Consider the following 19,704-nt stretch of genomic DNA (forward strand, 5'->3'; position numbering starts at 1 on the left):
GCGATACTTCTTGTAACCTGCTTGCCTTTCCACTTGATTGCAACGAACGAACCCCATGAGCCAGACCGCGACCCTCCTGGTCATCGATGACGAACCGCAGATCCGCAAATTCCTGCGCATCAGCCTGAGTTCCCAAGGCTACAAGGTGCTGGAAGCTGGCACCGGCGCTGAAGGCCTTGCCCAAGCCGCGTTGAGCAAGCCCGATCTGCTGGTGCTTGACCTGGGCCTGCCGGACATGGACGGTCAGCAGGTGTTGCGCGAGTTTCGCCAATGGTCGACGGTGCCGGTGCTGGTGCTCTCGGTACGGGCCAGCGAAGCGCAGAAAGTCGAGGCGTTGGACAATGGTGCCAACGATTACGTGACCAAGCCGTTTGGCATCCAGGAGTTCCTTGCCCGCATCCGCGCCTTGTTGCGCCAGGCCCCGGCTGGCGAGCCGCAGGAAGCCGCGCTGAGGTTCGGCCCGCTGACGGTGGACCTGGCCTATCGACGGGTGTTGCTGGACGGCACCGAAGTGGCCCTGACCCGCAAGGAATACGCCGTCCTGGCGCAACTGGCGCGGCACCCGGGACGGGTCCTCACCCAGCAGCAACTGCTCAAGGACATCTGGGGCCCGACCCACACCGAAGACAGTCACTACTTACGGATCGTAGTCGGGCACCTGCGCCAGAAACTGGCCGACGACCCGACCCGGCCGCGGTTCATTGCGACCGAGGCAGGGGTGGGGTATCGGTTGTTGGGGGAGGCTGGGGCTTAGCCACAAAATTTAAAGCCAGGCACAGGAGGCCTGCGATCACATTCAATTCTGTTCACGCTCATAGCGATCCAGGGTATCGCTGGCAATCTCCCGCCCCAGGGCGATCAACTCCGGCGCCTTGTAGAACTCGAAAAACCGGCACACCCGCTTGGGCACGTTGATCAGCACATCCGGCGGGTAACCGGCGATCTTGTACTGGGCCAGCGAGGTCTGCATCACTTCGAAACTCTGGTTGATCAAGTCCAGCAACGACGCCGGGCCGACGTTGTCGATGATGAACGAACCGGTGGCGGATTTCGGCGCGCCTTCGTTCTCTGGCGCGGCCGCAGGTTGTTGCCCCTCGGGCTCGGCCGATTCGATCCAGGGGTTGATGTCGGCGGCCTCGGCTTTCAAGGCTTCCTGCTCCAGCAGCAACAACTGCTCGGCCTGCTTGCGGCGAAACGGCAGGCGTGACCCCAGGGAACTGACCAAGGTGTCGAAGCGACGCCTGAATGCGGCGGGGCGCGGGATCACCGGTAATCGGTACTGTTTCTGGTTGGTGGCGTTGAGGTTGACCGCAATGATCAAGTCGCAATGGCTCGACACCACCGGCACGATCGGCAACGGATTGAGCAGGCCGCCATCCACCAGCATGCGGTTGCCTTGCATCACCGGCGTGAACAGGCTGGGAATCGCCGCCGAGGCGCGCATCGCCTGGTGCAGGCAACCTTCCTGGAACCAGATTTCCTGCTGGTTGGTCAGGTCGGTCGCGACGGCGGTATAGGGGATGCGCAACTCTTCGATGTTGAGTTCGCCGACGATCTTGCGGATCTGCCCGAAGACCTTTTCGCCACGGATCGCCCCCAGGCGGAAACTGACGTCCACCAGGCGCAGGACGTCCAGGTAATCCAGGCTTTCGATCCAGTCGCGGTACTCCTCGAGCTTGCCCGCCGCATAGATCCCACCCACGACGGCGCCCATGGAGCAACCGGCGATACAGGCAATGTCGTAGCCACGCCGTTCGATTTCTTCGATCACCCCGATATGGGCATAGCCCCGGGCGCCACCCGAACCCAATACCAATGCGACACGTTTTGTCATGACCCGGCCTCTTGTCGATCAGACTTCAACAATGCACTCATCGACGGCCCGGCTCAATCGTTGTGGCGCACGCGTCGTTTTTTGATACGCCAGCGTGGCATTTGCGTATTCTGCTCCACACTGGAATTTACCCGGTGACGCCTTGGCACTTTTTGCTGGCGCGACCGTCATACCAGCACGACTGTTTTCCTGACTTGAGGTGTAATCGATGAAAGCCCGGATCTGCCTGCCCCTGGTGGCATCCCTGATGGTTCTGGCCCTGGCCGGTTGCGCAGGTAAAACCGCTTACCGTGACAGCTGTGGCAGCCAACTCGACAGCGCCTGGCGTGAGCTGGACCTGGCCAAGGCCGAAGGTTTTGCCGGCACCGTCAGCTACTCCAAGGCCCTGTCCCTGCTGACGGGCGCCAAGACCCAGCAGCAATTCGAAGCGTTCGAAGGCTGCACCAAAAAAGCCGAGAAGGCGCGTTTTTATATCCGTGAGTCCCGCGCGGGACGATAAGGGCCGCGACAAGCAATCAACGGCAAGCTACAAGGGAAGGGCGCAGAATCGTTTTTCACTTGTAGCGTGCGGCTTGACGCTCCACGCTGTGTACGGAGTACGTCCATGATCGATCGGCTGGTGGCCCGCATATTGGGCCTGGAAGTCCGCCTGCTGGCCTGTAAGGCCCGCTTGAATGCCCACACCGACAGTGAAGCCCTGCATGACCTGCGGACCACGGTACGCCGTTTGCGCAGTCTGCTTCGCCCATTGCGTGGGTTGCCGGGCGTCGAACAACTGGAAACGGCGGCTTCGGCGGTCGGCACCCTGACCACGCCTCTGCGCGACCGCGAAGTGTTGGCTGCTTACCTTGAGCAACAGGGCCTGACCGAGGCGGCGCGGCGACGCCAGGTGCAAATGGCCGATGCCTATCCCGCCGTGGCCACCAGTGTTGAGTTGGCCCAGTTGTTGATGATCCTCGATGCGTTCCCGCGCTTCATTCGCGCCGCCCAGCGTGAAGGGCTGCTGAAGGGCTTGCGCAAGCGCATCGAAAAGCGCCTGGACAAACAGTGGAAAAAACTCGACCAAGCCCTGCGCGATCCCGCCCATGACCGCCACCGGTTGCGCCTGCTGATCAAGCGCGTGCGCTACGCCATCGAAGCTTACCCTGAGCTCGACCGCTTGCCTGAAGCGGCCATGCCACGGCTCAAGTCCGCCCAGGCCGCCCTGGGCGACTGGCACGATTGCTGGCAATGGCTGGCCAGGGCCAAGGAAGAAACCGATCTGCAAGCCTGCGTGCCGACCTGGCACACCACAATGGAAAAGGCCGAGGCCAAGTCCGACAAGGTCCTCGACAAGCTGATTGCGAGTTGCTTCGAAAAATCCTGAATCCACCCCGTTTCCCTTGTGGGAGCGAGCTTGCTCGCGATGGCGGTGTATCAGTCAACCTGTATGCAAACTGACCCACCGCCATCGCGAGCAAGCCCGCTCCCACAGTGGCTTGGCCGTGGATTCAAAAGCTGCGGCCTATCTGTCAGTCTCTTTGGCCGGAATGAGTGCTGTACCGCCAGCCTGGGCTGGTTAAGATGCCTTCCATCCTTTTCCCCTGTTTTTCGAGGTCGTCATGCGCTTTTCCGAGTTGATCGATGCCGTGCGCCGGCAGCCAGGTGCGGTGACCATCGCGCCAGAATGGGGCCAGGGGCGGGCCAGTTTCGGTGGGTTGGTGGCGGCGCTGCAATATGAGGCGATGCGTGCCCAGGTGCCGGCGGACCGGCCGGTGCGCTCGCTGGCGATTACCTTTGTTGGCCCGGTCGAGCCCGACGTGCCGGTCAGTTTCGAAGTCGACGTGTTGCGTGAAGGCAAGGCGGTGAGCCAGGTATTGGGGCGGGCGGTGCAGAACGGCCAGGTGGTGACCGTGGTGCAAGGCAGCTTTGGTGCCTCGCGTTCGTCCGTGGTGGCGGTGCAGGCCGATCCCGCGCCGGCATTCAAGAGCGTTGAGCAATGCCAGGAGCTGCCTTACGTCAAGGGCGCTACCCCGGAGTTCATGCGGCACCTGGCGATGCGCTGGAGCGTCGGCGGCTTGCCGTTCAGCGGCAACAAATCCCGGAGCATGGGTGGCTGGGTACGCTTGCGCGGCGATGTGCAGGAGGAGCCGCTGAACGAAAGCCATATCCTCGCCCTGGTGGACGCCTGGCCGCCGGCGTTGTTGCCTCACCTTTCGCAAATGGCCCCGGGCAGCACGCTCACGTGGACCATCGAGTTCGTCCAGCCGCTGCTGGAACTCACGACACTGGACTGGTGCAAGTACCTGGCCGAGATCGAGCATGCCCAGGACGGCTACGGCCATGTAGCGGCGAAGTTCTGGAGCGCCGATGGCCGCTTGATCGCCCTGAGCCGGCAGACCGTAACGATCTTTGGGTAAAGCTGCGCTGGCTAAGGTTTACGGCTGTGACGGTGGCGATCCCGCCAGGCGCGCCACCAGCCACCGCTGAACAAGAACCGCGGAAAAGTCAGGAACTGTTCCACCAACAGGCGTGACACGGCGTCCTTGCGATCGCTGAACGGCTCGGAGGCCTGGGCCTCCAGGCTGTGCCCGTGGCGCTGCAGGCCGAGTGCCGCGAGCAGGCCGATGATGCCGATGGCGACATCGCCCAGGCTCAAGCTGAACACCCCCGACACAATCAGCAGAAACGCGATGATGAACAGCGGCACGGCAATCAGGTGCAACACCAGGTTGGTGGGGTGCCGATGATTGTCCGGGTAGGCGCGCCATTGCCAGGCTGGAAGATTGGGGTGACGTTTGCCCATGATGCTATTCCCTCTATTCGTGTGCACTTATGCTTGAAGAATAGGTGCCTGCCAGGGCGCCTGCGAATCGAGGTTGGTTATCGGGGCGATAGAGTTTCAAAGATTACATTTGGGTTGACTGTACTGGCCTCTTCGCGAGCGAGCTCGCTCCCACATGGGGTCTGTCGGGTTCACAAACTTTTGTGTCCGACTCGATCCGATGTGGGAGCGAGCTTGCTCGCGAAGGCGTCCTCAAAGTTTGAGCTGCCCGATCGCCTTGCTCAATTCACCCGCCAATGTGGCCAACTCATCGCTCGTGGTGGCTGAATCCACCGTCTGGCGCACGGTGTTTTCGGTCACGTCGCGAATGCTCACCACTGCCCGGTTCATTTCCTCGGCAACGTGACTTTGCTGTTCGGCCGCCACCGCGATCTGGGTGTTGCTCTCGCGCATTTGCGCCACTGCGGCGGTGATGTGGGCCAGCGCGTCGCCGGCCTCGCGGGCCTGTTGCACGCAATCGTCGGCCTTGAGCGAGCTCTCCTGCATGAAGTCCACTGCGTCCCGGGTCCCGGCTTGCAGGGCCGAAACCATGGTGGTGATTTCATCCGTGGAGGCCTGTACCCGCTTGGCCAGGTTGCGCACCTCGTCGGCCACCACGGCAAACCCCCGGCCCATTTCTCCGGCCCGTGCCGCTTCGATGGCTGCGTTCAGAGCCAGCAGATTGGTTTGTTCGGCAATGCTGTGGATCACATTGACCACGCTGTTGATCTTCTGGCTGTCCTCGGCCAGGCGCTGGATCATCTCGGCGGTCTGCTGCACACCCGAAGACAGCCCGGTGATCGACTGTTGCACCCGGCCGACCACCTCGTGACCGTTGCCAGCCAAGGTGTCGGCGGTTTTCGACAGGTCGCGGGTGGCGCCGGCGTGTTGAGCGATGTGATAAACCGTGGCGGACATTTCATTGATCGCCGTGGCCGCCTGATCGGTTTCGCTTTGCTGGCCGAGCATGCCGTGGCGCACATCGTTCATGCTCGACGCCAGGCGAGCCGCACCACTGTCCAACTGCCGGGCAGTGCTGGCAACGGTGTCGACCACCCGTTGATAACCGGCTTGCATGGCATTGAACGCCGCCGCCATCTGGCCCACTTCGTCCTTGCAGGCCAGGGGCACGCGGGCGGACAGGTCGCCGGTTTTTTCTACGTGCAACATCACGTCTTTGAGTGTGTTGAGCTGGCTGAGTAAAAAACGGATCAACAGTTGCGAGGCGCCCAACATCGCCAGCATCAACACGAACACGGCCACGGCGTATTGGCTGAAGCGTTCACCGAACACCTGGGCGAGGCTTGCACCAGCGGCCACCACCGCAAGTGGCTGGCCGTCTTTTCGACGGATCACTTGGGCACCCAGCAGCGGATCGTCGCCCAATAGCGGCTCGGCATCGAGTTCGACCCAACCATCGGCCTGCACCAGCGAGGGTAACGGTCGTTCGTTGAACACCGGGACCTGGTCGCGCTGCAATGCCAAGAGGTTGTCGGCCTTGGGCAAGGCTTGCCCGGCAGGCCAGGCATTGAGCAGCTGTGCCTGGGCCTGGGCATTCGCCCGGGCCATGTGGTTACGCGTCTGCTGTTCGAGGTGCACCGCATAGAGCACCAGCAGTAACGTGGTGACAAAGGCGACCGCATTGACCGCCCAGAATTTGTATTTCAACGAGATATTGCTAAGCCAGGCACCCATGGAAGGTTTTCTCTGATAGCGGAAACAGCATTGGCAAGGTGCCATTATTTTGCCGCTATTCAGGTGCCGGGATTTTGATGTGGGTCAACAGACAACACCGATCCTTGGGTTTTGGTGTGGGCCCACAGACAACCAGATCCCCCTTGTGGGAGCGGGCTTGCTCGCGAATGCGGTGAATCAGCAAATACAATAGTGACTGACTCAACGCATTCGCGAGCAAGCCCGCTTCCACAGAGGATGTGTGTTTATTCGGAAATGACGGGCAGCCCGAAAAACGCCCGGGCGCAAGCGGTGCTGTGGGCTGCCAGGTCTTCCTGGGATTCGCCCCGGTGAAGGGCGACTTCCCGCAGGACCTCCGTCAGGTAGGCCGGCTCGTTGCGCCCGTTCTTGGGTTTGGGTCGCAGCGTGCGGGGCAGCAGGTAGGGCGCGTCGCTTTCGAGCATCAGCCGCCCACGGGGTATTTCGCGGACCAACGGGTGCAGGTGCAGGCCTCGGCGTTCGTCGCAGATCCAGCCGGTGATGCCGATGTGCAGGTCCAGGTCCAAGTAGCTGAACAGCGACTTTTTTTCACCGGTGAAGCAGTGCACCACGGCCGCCGGCAACTGATCGCGAAAATCCCGGAGGATGTCCAGCAAGCGCTGGTCGGCGTCGCGCTCGTGAAGGAAGACCGGTAATTGCAACTGGACCGCCAGGGCGAGGTGTTCCTCCAGGACCTTTTCCTGCTGGGGGCGGGGAGAGAAGTCCCGGTTGAAATCCAGCCCGCATTCCCCCACCGCGCGCACGCGGCTGTGCATCAGCAGGTCCTTGAGGTGCCGGGCGCTGTCGGTGGTCCATTCGCTGGCGCTGTGGGGGTGAATGCCGGCGGTGGAAAACAGCCGTTCGCCCGTGTCGTCGAGCTGTTGGCACAGCTCCAGGGCCTGTTCGCTGCCCTCGAGGCTGGTGCCGGTCAAGACCAGTTGGCAGACCCCGGATGCGTAGGCACGCTCAAGCACCGCCTGATGTTTGTCGGCGAAACTGGGGTTGGTCAGGTTGACGCCGATATCGATGAGTTGCATGGTGCTACCTCGGCCCAAAGGCCGGAAAGCATATCAGAGCTGTAGATTTATAAGAAAAGCCAAGAACTACAACGAGTTGAGGCTGTCTGTTGAGGCCGCGAGACACATCGGATTGGTATAAAAGCCATCACTGTGCCAGTCTTCCGCACTTTTTCAGCGCTTCAGGCGCTCTGTTTCTGTCGACTTAGCCTCGTTCTTCACCGGGGGGCGGTCCGCAGTATTCCTTCCGGAGAGTGGATGACACGTCCCCAGGTATTGTTACTGCTGTGTTGTTCGCTGCTGTTGCCGATGCCGGCCGAAGCGCGGCTGCCTGGGCCGGTGCAGGCGGTGGCGCCGGGCACGGTGCGCGACCTGGCGCAAATCCGCGGCAGCCGTGTGTTGAAGGTGCTGGTCAACCAGAGCCGCAACAGCTCCGGCGAAGTCCAGGGGCAACCCATTGGCGTCGAATACCATCGGCTGCGTGCCTTCGAGCAATACCTCAATGGCCACGCCCGGGATGGCCAGGAAATCACCCTCAAGATCATTCCCAAGGCCAAGGACCAACTCCTCGGTGCCTTGCAGCGCGGGGAGGGCGACCTCGTCGCGCCGGGTGAGCTGCTTGAACCCCAGGCCGGCCATGCCGTCAGCGCCAGTAACCCGATTCGTACCGACGTGCCTTTGCTGCTGGTGGGCATCAAGGGCGAGAAGCGTTACACACGGGTGGAGCAACTTTCCGGCAAGACCCTGGCCCTGCCCAACGGCAGCGCGGCGGGGGATGCCGTGAGCCAGATCAACCAGAAGCTGGCGCTGCTCAAGCTGCCGCCGGTGAAGATCGAGTGGGTCGATCCCTCCCTGGCCGTAGAGGATGTCCTGGAGATGGTCCAGGGTGGGATTTTCCACTTGACCATTGTCGAACAGCCCATCGCCGAGCGCTGGGGCAAGATCCTGTCCAAGCTGCGCTTTGATCGTCAGGTGCTGATTGGCGAGCCAGGTGACGAGTATTGGTTCGTTCGCCGTGACGCCGCCATGCTGCGGGCGAGCATCGACCGATTCCTGGCGACCTACAAGGTGCCCGCCAACCAGGACGCGGCATTCCTGCGCATCTATCGGCGTTTGTACCAGGTCCACTATCCGCTGGCCCGGGCCAATCGCCAACGCCTGGAAAAGTTGCGCCCAGTGCTGCAAAAGCACGCCGATGCCCAAGGCATGGACTGGCTCAACCTGGCGGCCCTGGCCTTCAAGGAATCTGCCCTGCAACCCAACGCCCGCAGCGGCTCAGGCCCCACCGGCCTGATGCAGATCACCCCGGCGGCGGCCCAGCGGGTCGGGGTCGATAACATCCAGAACCTGGACGCCAATGTGCAAGCCGGCGCCAAGTACCTGGCCCTCATCCGCCGCAAGTTCTTTGCCAGCCCCAAGCTCAACGAGCGCGAACGCATGGCCTTCGTCCTGGCGGCCTACAACATGGGCCCCGAGCGCGTCCAGGGCATGCGAGCCGAGGCCCGGCGGCGGGGGCTGAACCCCAACCAATGGTTTTTCCAGGTCGAACGCATTGCCATGGAGCAGGTGGGAATGGGCGCCGTCAGCTATGTTAATAGTGTGAATAAGTACTACTTGGCATTTGATCGTGAACGGGAGTCCTTGGAGCCGAAGACGCAAAAGGTGGCATTGCGTAAGTGATCGAATAAATTGATTGGTATTACGGAATAATTCCGCTTTTAACATTTGTTTTGCTGATTAATATAGCGACCAACTCTCTACGACCCCAAGGAATGACCTTATGAGCACTTTAATCAACAAAGTCCTGTTCACCCGCGCCGGCTATGGCTTGACGGTCCTGCGCATCGCCGTTGGTGTCATATTTGCCGCCCACGGCGCGCAGAAACTCTTCGGTCTGTTCGGTGGCTACGGCTTGGCAGGCACGGCACAGTGGATGGAAAGCATCGGCCTGACTCCGGGCTATGTGATGGCGACACTGGCGGGCGGTACCGAGTTTTTTGCCGGACTGGCGCTGATCATCGGCCTGCTGGCGCGTCCTGCTGCACTGGGCCTGGCCTTCCTGTCGCTGGTGGCGATTTTCTCCGTGCACATCGGTAACGGCTTGTTCATGGCCAACAACGGTTATGAGTTTGCCCTGGCGTTGCTGGCGGGCAGTATTGCCGTGCTGATCGAAGGGGCGGGCAAGCTGTCGGTCGATCGCGCCATCGCGGGTTGAGCGAACGATTGGAACCCAAGGCCCGTCTTGTACGGGCCTTTTTTGTGGGGGCTGATTCTTGACACTGGCCGGTCAGCTTCTCTAGGATGCCGCTCATGCGCCGATTTAAACAGCTACTTGCGGGGCGCCAGGTGACTCATCCCGTCGCCGATAGAAACCGGAAAGACACGGTTTCGAAATACCGCTAAAGCGCTGGTTCGGTGTTGCCTCTCACCTGCCATGCAGACTTTTGAGGCAGAGACACGACACGATGAACGCACCCAGTCCCCTTGTACGTCTTGCGCCGATCACGGCGAACCTTGTGCAGCGCAACCCGAAAATTCTCCTGGGCGGCACCCACCAGCCAACGCTCTTGCGCTATCTCGACGGTTGGCCGCGTCGCAACCACGGGCCCGCTGCCTTCCTGATCCAGTTTGTCGAAGACAATGAGTCACTGGCGCGTTTTGCCAATGACAGCTTCGACCTGGCTGTCATCCAGTCCCCCAGCGCAGAAGACGCTCCTGAAATGATCCGGCAACTGACCCGTGTCGCACGGCAGGGTTTGATCACGCGCCGCTGAGGCGCGATTACGGGTACGTGATGTCGACGATGTAGACCCGCTTCTCGCCGGTGGGCGTCTGGACGCTGACCTCGGCGTCCAGGGCCTTGCCGATCAGCGCCCGGGCCAACGGCGAGTCGATGCTGATCAGGTTCTGTTTCAGATCCAGCTCGTCCGGGCCGACGATGCGATAGCGCGATTCCTTGCCGTCCTCATCTTCAACCGTCACCCAGGCGCCGAAATACACCTTGTTCGGATCGCTGGGTTTTTCACTGACCACTTTGAGCGCCTCGAGGCGCTTGGTGAGGAAGCGCACGCGGCTGTCGATTTCCCGCAGCATTTTCTTGCCGTAGGTGTATTCGGCATTTTCCGAGCGATCGCCCTGGGCCGCCGCCTCGCTGACCGCCTGGGTCACCTGGGGACGGCGCACGTGCCAGAGCTCATGGAATTCAGCGCGCATCCGCGCTTCACCCTCGGGGGTGATCAGCGCGGTGCCGGCGGTGCGGGGTGGGCGATAACGGCTCATGGCAACTTCTTGTGATAGCGAAGCCGGGAGTCTATCAACCCTCGCGCAAGACTGTCAGCGGGCTGGCGTTGAGCGCCCGACGGGTGCCAAACACCCCGGCCGCGCCGATCAACAAGGCCCCCAGCAACGGCAATACCAATAGCCATGGATGCGGGTGCCACGGCAGGTCGAAGGCGTACCGATAAAGCACCAGGCTCACCAGTTCCGAACCCAGGGCCGCCAGCAGGCCACTGACCGCGCCCAGCAGGCCGAACTCGATGCGCCGGGCCTTGACCAGCAAAGGCCGTTCAGCACCCAGTGCACGCAACAGCGCACCTTGGCGAATCCGTTCGTCGAGTGTCGCCTGCAGGCCGGAAAACAGCACCGCCATCCCTGCTGCCAACACAAACAGCAACACGTACTCCACGGCCAGGGTCACCTGGGCCAGGATGCTGCGCAGTTGTTCGAGCAGGGCCTCGACTTGCAGGATCGTCACCGCCGGGAAGGCCCGGGACAGGTCGACGATCTGCTGGTCGTGGCCCGCCGCCAGATAGAAACTGGTGAGGTACGTGGCCGGCAGGTCTTTCAATGTGCCCGGCTGGAAGATCATGAAGAAGTTGGGTTGGAAATTGTCCCAGTTGATTTCCCGCAGACTGGTGACCTTCGCTTCACGGTTGGCGCCGCCCACGCTGAAGACCAGGCGGTCGCCCAGCTTGATCTTGAGGTTCTCGGCCACTTTGCCTTCCACCGAAACCCCCGGGATATCGTCCGGTGGCTGCTGCGGCCACCAGGTCCCTGCGGTGACAACGTTGCCCGCCGGCAGGTCCGCGGCCCAGGTCAGGCTCAGGTCGCGTTGCAGCGCCCGGTCACCCGCCGAGTCCTTGGTGACGAACTCCGTGGCCGGCTCGCCATTGATGCTGATGAGACGCCCGGGTACCACAGGGTAGAGCGGAGCCGATTGCGCGGACAATTCCAGCAGCTTGTCGGTGAACGCCTGCTTGTCGTTGGGCAGGATGTTCAGGGCGAAATAGTTCGGCGCATTTTGGGGTAGCTGGTTTTGCCAGGTGTCCAGCAACTCACCGCGCAGCAGCGCGATCAACGCCATGGACAACAGGATCAGGCCGAATGCCAGGGCCTGGCCGGCCGCCGCCAGGGGATGACGCAGCAATTGACCGAGGCCCAGCCGCCAGGGCAGGGCGGCACGAGCCAGCAGGCGACGCAGGCTCTGGAGCAGCAGCAACAACAAGCCACCGAGCACCAGCGCGGCAACGACGCCACCCCCCAACAGGGCGAAGGTGAGGGCCAGGTCCAGGCTCAGGCGCCACATGATCAGGCCCAGGGCACCCAGTGCGGCACCGTAGATCACCCAGGAGCTGGAGGGGATCGGCAGCATGTCCCGGCGCAGCACGCGCAACGGCGGTACCCGCCCCAGCGCAGCCAGTGGCGGCAGGGCGAACCCCGCCAATGCCACCAGCCCGGTGCCGATCCCGGCGATCGCCGGCAGCAGGCCGCCGGGCGGAACGGTGGTGGGCAGCAGGTCATGCAGCAGGGCGAACAGGCCCAGTTGGGCGATCCAGCCGAGCAGGGCGCCACTGATACTGGCGAGCAGGCCCAGCACCGTCAGTTGCAGACTGAACAGCACCATGGTTTCCCGGCGTGACAGGCCCAGGCAGCGCAGCAGGGCGCTGGCATCGAAGCGGCGAGTGGCAAAGCGGTTGGCCGAGAGCGCGACGGCGACGCCGGACAGCAGCACCGCCACCAGGCTGGCCATGTTCAGGTAGCGCTCGGCCTTGCCCAGGGCGCCGCCGATCTGCCGGTTGCCGTCGCGGGCATCCTGCAGGCGCTGGTTGGCTTCGAGGCCAGGCTCGACCAGGTCGCGGTAGGTTTGCAGGGCCGTTGCCGGACCGCGCCACAGGTCGCGATAGCTGACGCGGCTGCCTGGTTGCACCACGCCAGTGGCCTCCAGGTCCTTGAGGTTGATCAGTACCCGTGGGGTGAGGCTGTAGAAGTTGCCGGCGCGATCCGGTTCATACGTCAACACCCGGGCCAACAGCAGGGTTTGATTGCCGACGTCGATGCTGTCGCCGATCTTCAGGTCCAGTGCGGTCAGCAGCCGTGCCTCGACCCAGGCTTCGCCAGGTTTCGGGCGTCCGCCGGTTTCTTCCGGGGCGAACGGGGCAGGGGTGCTTTTCAGCTCGCCGCGCAATGGGTAGTTGTCACCGGCGGCCTTGACGCTGGACAGCTGGATGCCGTTGTCGGTGGCCACGACACTGGAAAACTCCACCACCCGGGCATGTTCCAGCCCCAGTTCGGTGCCGCTGCGGATCTGCTCCGGGCGAGCCGGTGAGCTGCCCTCGAGCAACAGGTCGGCGCCGAGGAATTCGGTGGCGCGCATCATCATCGCGCCGTTGAGGCGGGCGCCGAAGTACCCGATGGCGGTGCTCGCCGCCACCGCCACCAGCAGGGCGAAGAACAGCACCCGCAATTCACCGGCGCGGGCATCGCGAAGCAATTGACGAACAGAGAGACTGAACAGGCGCAACAGCGGCAAGCGTGCCATCAAGGCTCCAGAGGGGCGACCATCTCGCCGGCTTCAAGTCGGATCAGGCGCCGGCAGCGATGGGCCAGGCGTTCATCATGGGTGACCAGCACCAGGGTCGTGCCGCGTTCCTTGTTCAGTTCGAACAACAGGTCGCTGATGCGCTCGCCGGTGTGGCTGTCGAGGTTGCCGGTGGGTTCGTCGGCAAACAGCACGTCGGGTTCGGCGGCAAAGGCGCGGGCAATCGCCACTCGTTGCTGTTCGCCACCGGAGAGCTGGCGTGGCGAGTGGGTCAGGCGCTGGCCCAGGCCAACGCGCTGCAACAGTTGCGTGGCGCGTTCGCGGGCATCCTTGCGGCCGTCCAGTTCCAGCGGCAACATCACGTTTTCCAATGCATTGAGGCTGTCGAGCAACTGGAACGACTGGAAGACGAAACCGACATGCTCGGCGCGGATCCGCGCCCGCTGGTCTTCATCCAGTGCGCTGAGGGCCTGGCCGGCGAGGGTCACCTCGCCGCTGCTGGGCAGGTCAAGGCCGGCCAGCAGGCCCAGGAGGGTGGATTTGCCGGAACCGGACGCGCCGACGATGGCCAGGCTGTCGCCTTTGTTCAGTTCCAGGCTGAGTTCATGCAGGATGGTCAGTTCACCTTCCGCGCTGGCGACCACTTTGCTAAGGTCCGTCGCGGTGAGAATGCTTGAGCCCATGGAGAATCCGATGCGTGTGTGGTTTTTGAGTGCCGGCCTGGCCTTGATGTGCATGGCCCAGAACGCAGCGGCGGGTACAGTCCTGATCGTTGGCGATAGTATCAGCGCGGCTTTCGGCCTGGATACCCGGCAAGGGTGGGTGTCGCTGCTCGAACAACGGCTCAAGGCCGAGGGTTTTGACGATAAAGTGGTCAATGCTTCCATCAGTGGCGATACCAGCGCCGGAGGCCAGGCGCGGCTGCCGGCGCTGCTTGCAGCCCATAAACCGGACCTGGTGATCCTGGAGCTGGGTGGCAACGATGGCTTGCGCGGACAGCCGCCAACACAATTGCAACAAAACCTTGCAGCGATGATCGACAGTGCCCGCGCCAGCGGTGCCGAGGTGCTTTTGCTGGGCATGCAATTGCCCCCCAATTACGGGCGGCGCTACACCGATGCGTTTGCCCGGGTCTACAGCACCCTGGCCGAGGAGAAAAAAGTCCCGCTGGTGCCGTTTTTCCTCAAGGACGTGGGGGGTGTTCCGACCATGATGCAGGGCGACGGACTGCACCCGTCCGTCGCGGCCCAGGGCAAGTTGCTGGAAAATGTCTGGCCGACGCTGAAACCGCTGCTTTGACGCTTTTCTACCGGCGGGCTTTCGGCTAATGTGGCGCCCCCGATTTGGAGCCCCCGATGCCGCGTCCCGCCTGGTCCTTGTTTGCCTACCAACTGATCGAGCCTGACGAGCAGCTGGATCTGTTCGCCTGCCAGGAAGTACGGGTGCACTTGGTGACCCGGCAGTTGGAACTCGGGGGCTCGGCCGACCGGACCCTCTGCGGCAGCCTGCTACCGGCCCAGCCGCGCTGGTCGAGCGTCGATCGCAGGATTTTCCAGGATCATCGCCTGTGCTCGCTGTGCCGGGCGATCCTGGAATCCCAGAAGCGCGGCACCTCGCCGATCTGGCCGGAGCTGCGGTTCGAGTTGTAATCCTCGGATTCCAGGTTGCCCTTGTGGGAGCGAGCTTGCTCGCGATGACGGCGGCACATTCAACATCGGTGCCGGCCGACCCACCGCTATCGCGAGCAAGCTCGCTCCCACAAGGGTCTTGCAAAGCCCTCTAACCTGTTGCACATCGGACGCTTGATTGCCGCTCTCCCCGAAATAACGGGTGGCAGTGTACAATCGCCGTTTTCATACCCTGTTCGATCTGCGAAGGATTTCCCGGATGTTGCCGCGCTTGCCTGCCGTCGCCCGCTGCCTGTCTCTTGCCGCCCTGTGTGTGGCAGGCCCCGTTGCCGCCCTGGAGCTGCCTCTGCCACCGCCGGGTGAAGACATCGTCGGCCAGGTGCAGGTCATCAAGGCCAAGTACGAAGATACCTTCGCCGACCTGGGCACGGCCTATGACCTGGGCTACACCGAGATGGTCGCCGCCAACCCGGGCGTCGACCCCTGGTTGCCAGGGGCGGGCACGGAGATCGTGCTGCCCACTCGCTTCATCCTGCCGCCGGGGCCCCGCGAGGGCATCGTGATCAACCTGGCCGAGTACCGCCTCTACTATTTCCCCAAGGGGCGGAACGTGGTCTACACCTTCCCGCTGGGGATTGGGCGTGAGGGCTGGGGCTCGCCGATCGCCCACACCAGCATCATCGCCAAGACACCTAACCCGACCTGGACTCCGCCTGCATCGATCAAGGCCGAACACGCCGCCGACGGCGACCCGTTGCCGAATGTCGTGCCCGCCGGCCCTGATAACCCCCTGGGCCCTTTCAAGTTCACCCTGGGCACCCCGGGCTACCTGATCCACGGTTCGAACAAGAAGTTCGGCATTGGCATGCGGACCAGCCACGGCTGCTTCCGGATGTTCAACAACAACGTACTGGAAATGGCCGGCATGGTGCCGGTGGGCACGTCGGTGCGGATCATCAACGACCCTTACAAGCTGGGCTTGAGCGGTGGCAAGGTGTACCTGGAAGCGCATACGCCGCTGGACGACAAGGGCAACCCGTCGGTGGTGGACAAGCACACCGCGGTGATCAACGCGATGCTCAAGCGCGAAGACATCACCAGCAACCTGCGCATGGACTGGGACGTGGTGCGGGACGTGGTGGCGGCCGAAGATGGCCTGCCGGTGGAAATCGCCGTTCCCAATGCCTCGGCACCGATGATCTCGAGCGCGCCGATCGATCTACAACAGTAAAAACCTCGAAAGCAACCCGCCGACGTTTCGCGATGTCGGCGGCTTTTTTATTGCCTGGTAAATACCAGGCAATAAAAAAGCCGACCCAAGAATGGGTCGGCTCGATAACAATCCCGAAGGACTATTACTTGCGGCTAGCTTTTTCCAGCATGCGCAGAGCACGCTCGTTAGCTTCGTCAGCAGTCTGTTGTGCTTTTTGAGCAGCAGCCAGAGCTTCATCAGCTTTACGGTATGCTTCGTCTGCACGAGCCTGGGAGCGAGCTGCTGCGTCTTCGGTAGCAGTCAGACGTGCTTCGGTTTCTTTCGATGCGCTGCTGCAACCGGTAGCCAGAACTGCGGCCAGGGCCAGAGCAGAGAATTTCAGAACGTTGTTCATCGGTTTCCCCTTCAAGGACTTTCTATTAGTGACTGTCTCCCCAGACTGAGGAGTTAGCCGGCGTACATACTACCCATTACTTGTAGTAAGTAAACTGACGTAGCGCAAGAAGCAAAAAAATTGTAGGCGGTGATTCTTTTTTGAGCAACTTTTCCAAGGGTTGTTGAAAAATATACAGCCTCAAGCCCTTGGCTGGAGCGCGTCAACGAAGAAAAGTTCCGCAGCTCCGGGGAAACTCTTGCAGGCCTTGCTAACGTCGTTGTTTATTGATTCACCTACACTTTTGTACATTTTTTGTGCAGCGCCCCAGGCATCTTTATTGGTATTGGCGGTGACTTTAACTACGCGCGCTCGTCTCAAGACTCAACAACTGGCGATGTTCAACTATTGCACCGTGACCGACTACAGCGCGACGATGGCGCTCAATCGATAAACCCACCGGGTTTACCCCTCGATGACAGGCGTGCCTTGAGCATTTGCGTCATTGGTGCCTACTATTCACGACGTGCTCGGGTTTGAGCGGATCGGTTTTGGCGCTCGGTGACCAGGAAGGCACGGGGTGGCGTAGATGTTCCTTCGCCGGAAAAACATCGGTAAGGTAGGGGTCGGCATTCAGACCCGCGAGGAGTAGTGATGAGCGAGGCGGTTACCATCCACCATGACCAGGCTGGTCATCAGTTCGAGACCAATGTGGACGGTCATCGTGCCTATCTGACCTATATGGACCTGGGCAAGCAGACCCTGGACATTTATCGCACCTTCGTCCCTAACGCCTTGCGCGGCCGGGGCATCGCGGCGGCGCTGACCGAAAGGGCGCTGCAGTACGCAGAAGAAATGGGCTACACGGTGATCCCGTCCTGCTCCTACGTGGAGCGCTACATGGAACGTCACCAGCGACACGCGGCGAAGCTCTGAGAAAACGAATTCCAAAAAAAACGCCGGACTGAACAGTCCGGCGTTTTTTTATGCTTTGCTTTTCATGGGTTGAAGCAAATCGATCAACTGCGCTGACGCTTCGGCAGCACATCCTTGAGTTTGGCGTGCATGCTGCGCAGGGTGTTCTCGGTTGCGCTCCAGTCGATGCAGGCATCGGTGATGGAGACGCCATACTGCAAGTCGGCGAGGTCTTTGGGGATCGCCTGGCAGCCCCAGTTCAAGTGGCTTTCGACCATCAGGCCGATAATCGACTGGTTGCCTTCCAGGATCTGGTTGGCGACGTTCTCCATCACCAGCGGTTGCAGGGCCGGGTCCTTGTTGGAGTTGGCGTGGCTGCAATCGACCATGATGTTCGGCTTGATCTTGGCTTTGTTCAGCGCCTGCTCGCACAAGGCGACGCTGACCGAGTCGTAGTTCGGCTTGCCGTTGCCACCGCGCAGCACCACGTGACCGTAGGCGTTGCCCTTGGTGGTGACGATCGACACGCCGCCTTCCTGGTTGATGCCCAGGAAACGGTGGGGGCTGGAAACCGACTGCAAGGCGTTGATCGCCACGGTGAGACCGCCGTCGGTGCCATTCTTGAAGCCCACCGCCGACGACAGGCCGGAGGCCATTTCGCGGTGGGTCTGGGATTCGGTGGTGCGTGCGCCGATGGCCGACCAGCTGATCAAGTCCTGCAAGTACTGCGGCGAGATCGGGTCCAGGGCTTCGGTGGCGGTGGGCAGGCCCATTTCAGCCAGGTCCAGCAGCAACTGGCGGCCGATGTGCAGGCCGTCCTGGATCTTGAAGGAGTCATCCAGGTACGGGTCGTTGATCAGGCCTTTCCAGCCGACGGTGGTCCGAGGTTTCTCGAAATACACGCGCATGACCAGGTACAAGGTGTCGGAGACTTCCGCAGCCAGCACTTTCAGGCGCTCGGCGTATTCGTGGGCGGCCTTGATGTCATGGATCGAGCAGGGCCCGATCACCACGAACAGGCGATGGTCGGTGCCGTCCAGGATGTTGCGAATGACTTCCCGGCCCTTGGTCACGGTGCGCAGGGCAGCGTCGCTCAGGGGAATATCGCGCTTGAGCTGGTCAGGCGTGATGAGGGTCTCGTTGGAGGCGACGTTAAGGTCATTGATCGGTAAATCAGCCATCGTGTTACTCGTCAGGTCACGGGTGCCGGCCGCCAGCGATCCCCGCGCGGCGGTGCACAGCGGATTTTAAGCGCGTCGGGGAGTCGAACCTTATCGCGTTACGAGGCTGCTCGACAATGGGCAGGGCCCGGTTTAATTGCGCCGGGCGCCCACCGGCCAGGCGCCGGCACGTGCCCTCGCCACGGGGGGCGGGTCCTGTGTAATGATGTGCAGAGGTTTTTTACCAGGGGAGTTGCAACGATGCAGGCAGGCGCTAAACCGCGGATCGGGATGATCGGCACCGGGGCGATTGGCGGGTTCTACGGTGTGATGCTGGCGCGTGCCGGTTTTGACGTGCACTTTCTACTGCGCAGCGAGTTTGCCGCCGTGGCCGAAGCCGGTTTGCGAGTCGACAGCGCGGTCCACGGCGCGCTGGCCCTCAACCCCGTCCATGCCTACCGTTCGGCAGCCGACATGCCGCCCTGCGACTGGCTGCTGGTCGGCGCCAAGACCACCAGCAATGCCGACCTGGCCCCGGCCATTGCCCAGGCCGCCGCTGACGGCGCAAAAGTCCTGCTGCTGCAGAACGGCCTGGATGTCGAGGACGATCTTCGACCGTTGCTGCCTGACTCGTTGCATCTGCTGGGTGGCCTGTGCCTGATCTGCGTGCATCGCGTCGGCCCTGGCGTCATCGCCCACCAGGCGCTCGGCGCGGTCAACGTCGGCTATCACAGTGGGCCCAGCGCCGATCAGGCGCAACGCATGGCGATCGTCGAAGAGACGGCGATGTTGTTCCGCAGCGCCGGCATCGACGCCCAGGCCATGGCTGGCCTGCAACAGGCCCGCTGGCAGAAGCTGGTGTGGAATGTGCCGTACAACGGTCTTTCGGTTCTGCTGGGCGCCAGCACCACGCCTTTGATGGCCAACGGTCATAGTCGCGAGTTGATCCAGGCGTTGATGGGGGAGGTGGTCCGTGGTGCGCAAGCCTGCGGGCATCACATCGCGCCGGGTTATGCCGAGTATCTGTTCGCGATGACCGAGAAGATGCCCGACTACTGGCCGAGCATGTACCACGATTATTCCCATAAGCGGGCGCTGGAACTGGACGCAATCTATGGTCGGCCACTGGCAGCGGCGAAAGCGGCAGGGTGCGAGCTGCCAAGAATCGAAGCCTTGTATCAGGCGTTGGCGTTCATGGATCGAAACAACCGCTGAGCAGGCGAAAGGGAGG

At 62.1% G+C, this 19,704-nt stretch carries 21 protein-coding genes and 1 pseudogene; 12 read left to right on the forward strand and 10 right to left on the reverse strand.

The features are described from left to right. The first annotated feature begins 55 nt into the window (after positions 1-55). Positions 56-754, forward strand: coding sequence for a response regulator (locus tag ACMTA2_RS09550; protein ID WP_413794645.1), 699 nt, complete (start codon positions 56-58; stop codon positions 752-754). A 42-nt stretch (positions 755-796) separates the two neighbouring features. Here ACMTA2_RS09550 and ACMTA2_RS09555 read toward each other — a convergent pair whose 3' ends face one another. Continuing rightward, positions 797-1,834 carry a patatin-like phospholipase family protein gene (locus ACMTA2_RS09555; protein WP_413794646.1) on the reverse strand — a complete coding sequence of 346 codons (1,038 nt, stop codon included), beginning with the start codon at positions 1,832-1,834 and terminating at the stop codon, positions 797-799. A 208-nt stretch (positions 1,835-2,042) separates the two neighbouring features. Between ACMTA2_RS09555 and ACMTA2_RS09560 the strand changes: the two genes are divergently transcribed. The 3 genes from ACMTA2_RS09560 to ACMTA2_RS09570 all read left to right on the forward strand — a co-directional run bounded on the left by ACMTA2_RS09560 (position 2,043) and on the right by ACMTA2_RS09570 (position 4,233). Beyond that, complete coding sequence (locus ACMTA2_RS09560) at positions 2,043-2,333, forward strand: hypothetical protein (RefSeq protein WP_039588883.1); 291 nt, start codon at positions 2,043-2,045, stop codon at positions 2,331-2,333. A gap of 105 nt (positions 2,334-2,438) precedes the next feature. Further along, on the forward strand, positions 2,439-3,200 hold the full coding sequence (locus ACMTA2_RS09565; protein WP_413794647.1) for a CHAD domain-containing protein: 762 nt from the start codon (positions 2,439-2,441) through the stop codon (positions 3,198-3,200). A gap of 235 nt (positions 3,201-3,435) precedes the next feature. Beyond that, on the forward strand, positions 3,436-4,233 hold the full coding sequence (locus ACMTA2_RS09570) for an acyl-CoA thioesterase (protein ID WP_413794648.1): 798 nt from the start codon (positions 3,436-3,438) through the stop codon (positions 4,231-4,233). A gap of 11 nt (positions 4,234-4,244) precedes the next feature. Here the strand turns inward: ACMTA2_RS09570 and ACMTA2_RS09575 are convergent, their stop codons facing one another. The 4 genes and pseudogenes from ACMTA2_RS09575 to ACMTA2_RS09590 all read right to left on the reverse strand — a co-directional run bounded on the left by ACMTA2_RS09575 (position 4,245) and on the right by ACMTA2_RS09590 (position 7,387). Then, positions 4,245-4,619 carry a terminase gene (locus ACMTA2_RS09575; protein WP_413794649.1) on the reverse strand — a complete coding sequence of 125 codons (375 nt, stop codon included), beginning with the start codon at positions 4,617-4,619 and terminating at the stop codon, positions 4,245-4,247. Positions 4,620-4,850: 231 nt separating this feature from the next. Beyond that, positions 4,851-5,399 (reverse strand): methyl-accepting chemotaxis protein, encoded by a 549-nt coding sequence (locus ACMTA2_RS09580; protein ID WP_413795623.1) that lies wholly within the window; start codon positions 5,397-5,399, stop codon positions 4,851-4,853. Between the two features lie 321 nt (positions 5,400-5,720). Continuing rightward, positions 5,721-6,377: pseudogene (locus ACMTA2_RS09585) on the reverse strand (HAMP domain-containing protein); the annotation flags it as partial. Positions 6,378-6,577: 200 nt separating this feature from the next. Beyond that, positions 6,578-7,387 (reverse strand): TatD family hydrolase, encoded by an 810-nt coding sequence (locus ACMTA2_RS09590; RefSeq protein ID WP_413794650.1) that lies wholly within the window; start codon positions 7,385-7,387, stop codon positions 6,578-6,580. Between the two features lie 237 nt (positions 7,388-7,624). Here ACMTA2_RS09590 and ACMTA2_RS09595 point away from each other — a divergent pair, with 237 nt between their 5' ends. From ACMTA2_RS09595 to ACMTA2_RS09605, 3 genes are all read left to right on the forward strand, one after another. Next, positions 7,625-9,046 carry an MltF family protein gene (locus tag ACMTA2_RS09595; RefSeq protein WP_413794651.1) on the forward strand — a complete coding sequence of 474 codons (1,422 nt, stop codon included), beginning with the start codon at positions 7,625-7,627 and terminating at the stop codon, positions 9,044-9,046. Between the two features lie 100 nt (positions 9,047-9,146). Further along, positions 9,147-9,581, forward strand: coding sequence for a DoxX family protein (locus tag ACMTA2_RS09600; RefSeq protein ID WP_413794652.1), 435 nt, complete (start codon positions 9,147-9,149; stop codon positions 9,579-9,581). Positions 9,582-9,831: 250 nt separating this feature from the next. Further along, a complete protein-coding gene (locus tag ACMTA2_RS09605) occupies positions 9,832-10,140 on the forward strand; it encodes a class I SAM-dependent methyltransferase (RefSeq protein ID WP_413794653.1) in 309 nt (102 codons plus the stop codon). 7 nt (positions 10,141-10,147) lie between these two features. Here ACMTA2_RS09605 and greB read toward each other — a convergent pair whose 3' ends face one another. From greB to ACMTA2_RS09620, 3 genes are read right to left on the reverse strand one after another with little or no spacing between them, the layout of a single operon-like run. Next, on the reverse strand, positions 10,148-10,645 hold the full coding sequence (gene greB / locus ACMTA2_RS09610; RefSeq protein WP_003183796.1) for a transcription elongation factor GreB: 498 nt from the start codon (positions 10,643-10,645) through the stop codon (positions 10,148-10,150). Positions 10,646-10,679: 34 nt separating this feature from the next. Beyond that, positions 10,680-13,184 (reverse strand): ABC transporter permease, encoded by a 2,505-nt coding sequence (locus ACMTA2_RS09615; protein ID WP_413794654.1) that lies wholly within the window; start codon positions 13,182-13,184, stop codon positions 10,680-10,682. Continuing rightward, positions 13,184-13,867: an ABC transporter ATP-binding protein gene (locus tag ACMTA2_RS09620; RefSeq protein ID WP_060738553.1), complete on the reverse strand. Its 684-nt coding sequence runs from the start codon at positions 13,865-13,867 to the stop codon at positions 13,184-13,186. Before ACMTA2_RS09620 ends, ACMTA2_RS09615 begins: the two co-directional genes overlap by 1 nt. Positions 13,868-13,877: 10 nt before the next feature. On the opposite strand from ACMTA2_RS09620, the gene ACMTA2_RS09625 reads away from it, so the two are divergent. From ACMTA2_RS09625 to ACMTA2_RS09635, 3 genes are all read left to right on the forward strand, one after another. Continuing rightward, positions 13,878-14,483: an arylesterase gene (locus ACMTA2_RS09625; protein ID WP_060738552.1), complete on the forward strand. Its 606-nt coding sequence runs from the start codon at positions 13,878-13,880 to the stop codon at positions 14,481-14,483. A 56-nt stretch (positions 14,484-14,539) separates the two neighbouring features. Then, positions 14,540-14,833 (forward strand): hypothetical protein, encoded by a 294-nt coding sequence (locus ACMTA2_RS09630; RefSeq protein WP_042728326.1) that lies wholly within the window; start codon positions 14,540-14,542, stop codon positions 14,831-14,833. A gap of 238 nt (positions 14,834-15,071) precedes the next feature. Beyond that, positions 15,072-16,043, forward strand: coding sequence for a L,D-transpeptidase family protein (locus ACMTA2_RS09635; RefSeq protein ID WP_413794655.1), 972 nt, complete (start codon positions 15,072-15,074; stop codon positions 16,041-16,043). A gap of 124 nt (positions 16,044-16,167) precedes the next feature. On the opposite strand, the gene oprI is transcribed toward ACMTA2_RS09635, so the two are convergent. Continuing rightward, complete coding sequence (gene oprI, locus ACMTA2_RS09640; protein ID WP_003183784.1) at positions 16,168-16,419, reverse strand: outer membrane lipoprotei OprI; 252 nt, start codon at positions 16,417-16,419, stop codon at positions 16,168-16,170. A gap of 633 nt (positions 16,420-17,052) precedes the next feature. On the opposite strand from oprI, the gene ACMTA2_RS09645 reads away from it, so the two are divergent. After that, positions 17,053-17,334, forward strand: coding sequence for a GNAT family N-acetyltransferase (locus tag ACMTA2_RS09645; protein WP_053120470.1), 282 nt, complete (start codon positions 17,053-17,055; stop codon positions 17,332-17,334). A gap of 83 nt (positions 17,335-17,417) precedes the next feature. On the opposite strand, the gene ACMTA2_RS09650 is transcribed toward ACMTA2_RS09645, so the two are convergent. After that, on the reverse strand, positions 17,418-18,494 hold the full coding sequence (locus ACMTA2_RS09650) for a 3-deoxy-7-phosphoheptulonate synthase (protein WP_003183777.1): 1,077 nt from the start codon (positions 18,492-18,494) through the stop codon (positions 17,418-17,420). A gap of 240 nt (positions 18,495-18,734) precedes the next feature. On the opposite strand from ACMTA2_RS09650, the gene ACMTA2_RS09655 reads away from it, so the two are divergent. Beyond that, positions 18,735-19,688 carry a putative 2-dehydropantoate 2-reductase gene (locus ACMTA2_RS09655; protein WP_413794656.1) on the forward strand — a complete coding sequence of 318 codons (954 nt, stop codon included), beginning with the start codon at positions 18,735-18,737 and terminating at the stop codon, positions 19,686-19,688. The last annotated feature ends 16 nt before the right edge of the window (positions 19,689-19,704 follow it).

Source organism: Pseudomonas medicaginis (genome assembly GCF_965119365.1).
GTDB lineage: Bacteria > Pseudomonadota > Gammaproteobacteria > Pseudomonadales > Pseudomonadaceae > Aquipseudomonas.

Bases quoted from the DNA above. Each gene is read 5' to 3' on its own strand.
- ACMTA2_RS09655 (WP_413794656.1), top strand. From the start codon at position 18,735: ATGCAGGCAGGCGCTAAACCGCGGATCGGGATGATCGGCACCGGGGCG.
- ACMTA2_RS09635 (WP_413794655.1), top strand. From the start codon at position 15,072: ATGTTGCCGCGCTTGCCTGCCGTCGCCCGCTGCCTGTCTCTTGCCGCC.
- ACMTA2_RS09560 (WP_039588883.1), top strand. From the start codon at position 2,043: ATGAAAGCCCGGATCTGCCTGCCCCTGGTGGCATCCCTGATGGTTCTG.
- ACMTA2_RS09630 (WP_042728326.1), top strand. From the start codon at position 14,540: ATGCCGCGTCCCGCCTGGTCCTTGTTTGCCTACCAACTGATCGAGCCT.
- ACMTA2_RS09565 (WP_413794647.1), top strand. From the start codon at position 2,439: ATGATCGATCGGCTGGTGGCCCGCATATTGGGCCTGGAAGTCCGCCTG.
- oprI (WP_003183784.1), bottom strand. From the start codon at position 16,419: ATGAACAACGTTCTGAAATTCTCTGCTCTGGCCCTGGCCGCAGTTCTG.
- ACMTA2_RS09550 (WP_413794645.1), top strand. From the start codon at position 56: ATGAGCCAGACCGCGACCCTCCTGGTCATCGATGACGAACCGCAGATC.
- ACMTA2_RS09620 (WP_060738553.1), bottom strand. From the start codon at position 13,867: ATGGGCTCAAGCATTCTCACCGCGACGGACCTTAGCAAAGTGGTCGCC.
- ACMTA2_RS09645 (WP_053120470.1), top strand. From the start codon at position 17,053: ATGAGCGAGGCGGTTACCATCCACCATGACCAGGCTGGTCATCAGTTC.
- ACMTA2_RS09625 (WP_060738552.1), top strand. From the start codon at position 13,878: ATGCGTGTGTGGTTTTTGAGTGCCGGCCTGGCCTTGATGTGCATGGCC.
- ACMTA2_RS09605 (WP_413794653.1), top strand. From the start codon at position 9,832: ATGAACGCACCCAGTCCCCTTGTACGTCTTGCGCCGATCACGGCGAAC.
- ACMTA2_RS09570 (WP_413794648.1), top strand. From the start codon at position 3,436: ATGCGCTTTTCCGAGTTGATCGATGCCGTGCGCCGGCAGCCAGGTGCG.
- ACMTA2_RS09580 (WP_413795623.1), bottom strand. From the start codon at position 5,399: ATGATCCAGCGCCTGGCCGAGGACAGCCAGAAGATCAACAGCGTGGTC.
- ACMTA2_RS09600 (WP_413794652.1), top strand. From the start codon at position 9,147: ATGAGCACTTTAATCAACAAAGTCCTGTTCACCCGCGCCGGCTATGGC.
- ACMTA2_RS09650 (WP_003183777.1), bottom strand. From the start codon at position 18,494: ATGGCTGATTTACCGATCAATGACCTTAACGTCGCCTCCAACGAGACC.
- greB (WP_003183796.1), bottom strand. From the start codon at position 10,645: ATGAGCCGTTATCGCCCACCCCGCACCGCCGGCACCGCGCTGATCACC.
- ACMTA2_RS09555 (WP_413794646.1), bottom strand. From the start codon at position 1,834: ATGACAAAACGTGTCGCATTGGTATTGGGTTCGGGTGGCGCCCGGGGC.
- ACMTA2_RS09575 (WP_413794649.1), bottom strand. From the start codon at position 4,619: ATGGGCAAACGTCACCCCAATCTTCCAGCCTGGCAATGGCGCGCCTAC.
- ACMTA2_RS09595 (WP_413794651.1), top strand. From the start codon at position 7,625: ATGACACGTCCCCAGGTATTGTTACTGCTGTGTTGTTCGCTGCTGTTG.
- ACMTA2_RS09615 (WP_413794654.1), bottom strand. From the start codon at position 13,184: ATGGCACGCTTGCCGCTGTTGCGCCTGTTCAGTCTCTCTGTTCGTCAA.
- ACMTA2_RS09590 (WP_413794650.1), bottom strand. From the start codon at position 7,387: ATGCAACTCATCGATATCGGCGTCAACCTGACCAACCCCAGTTTCGCC.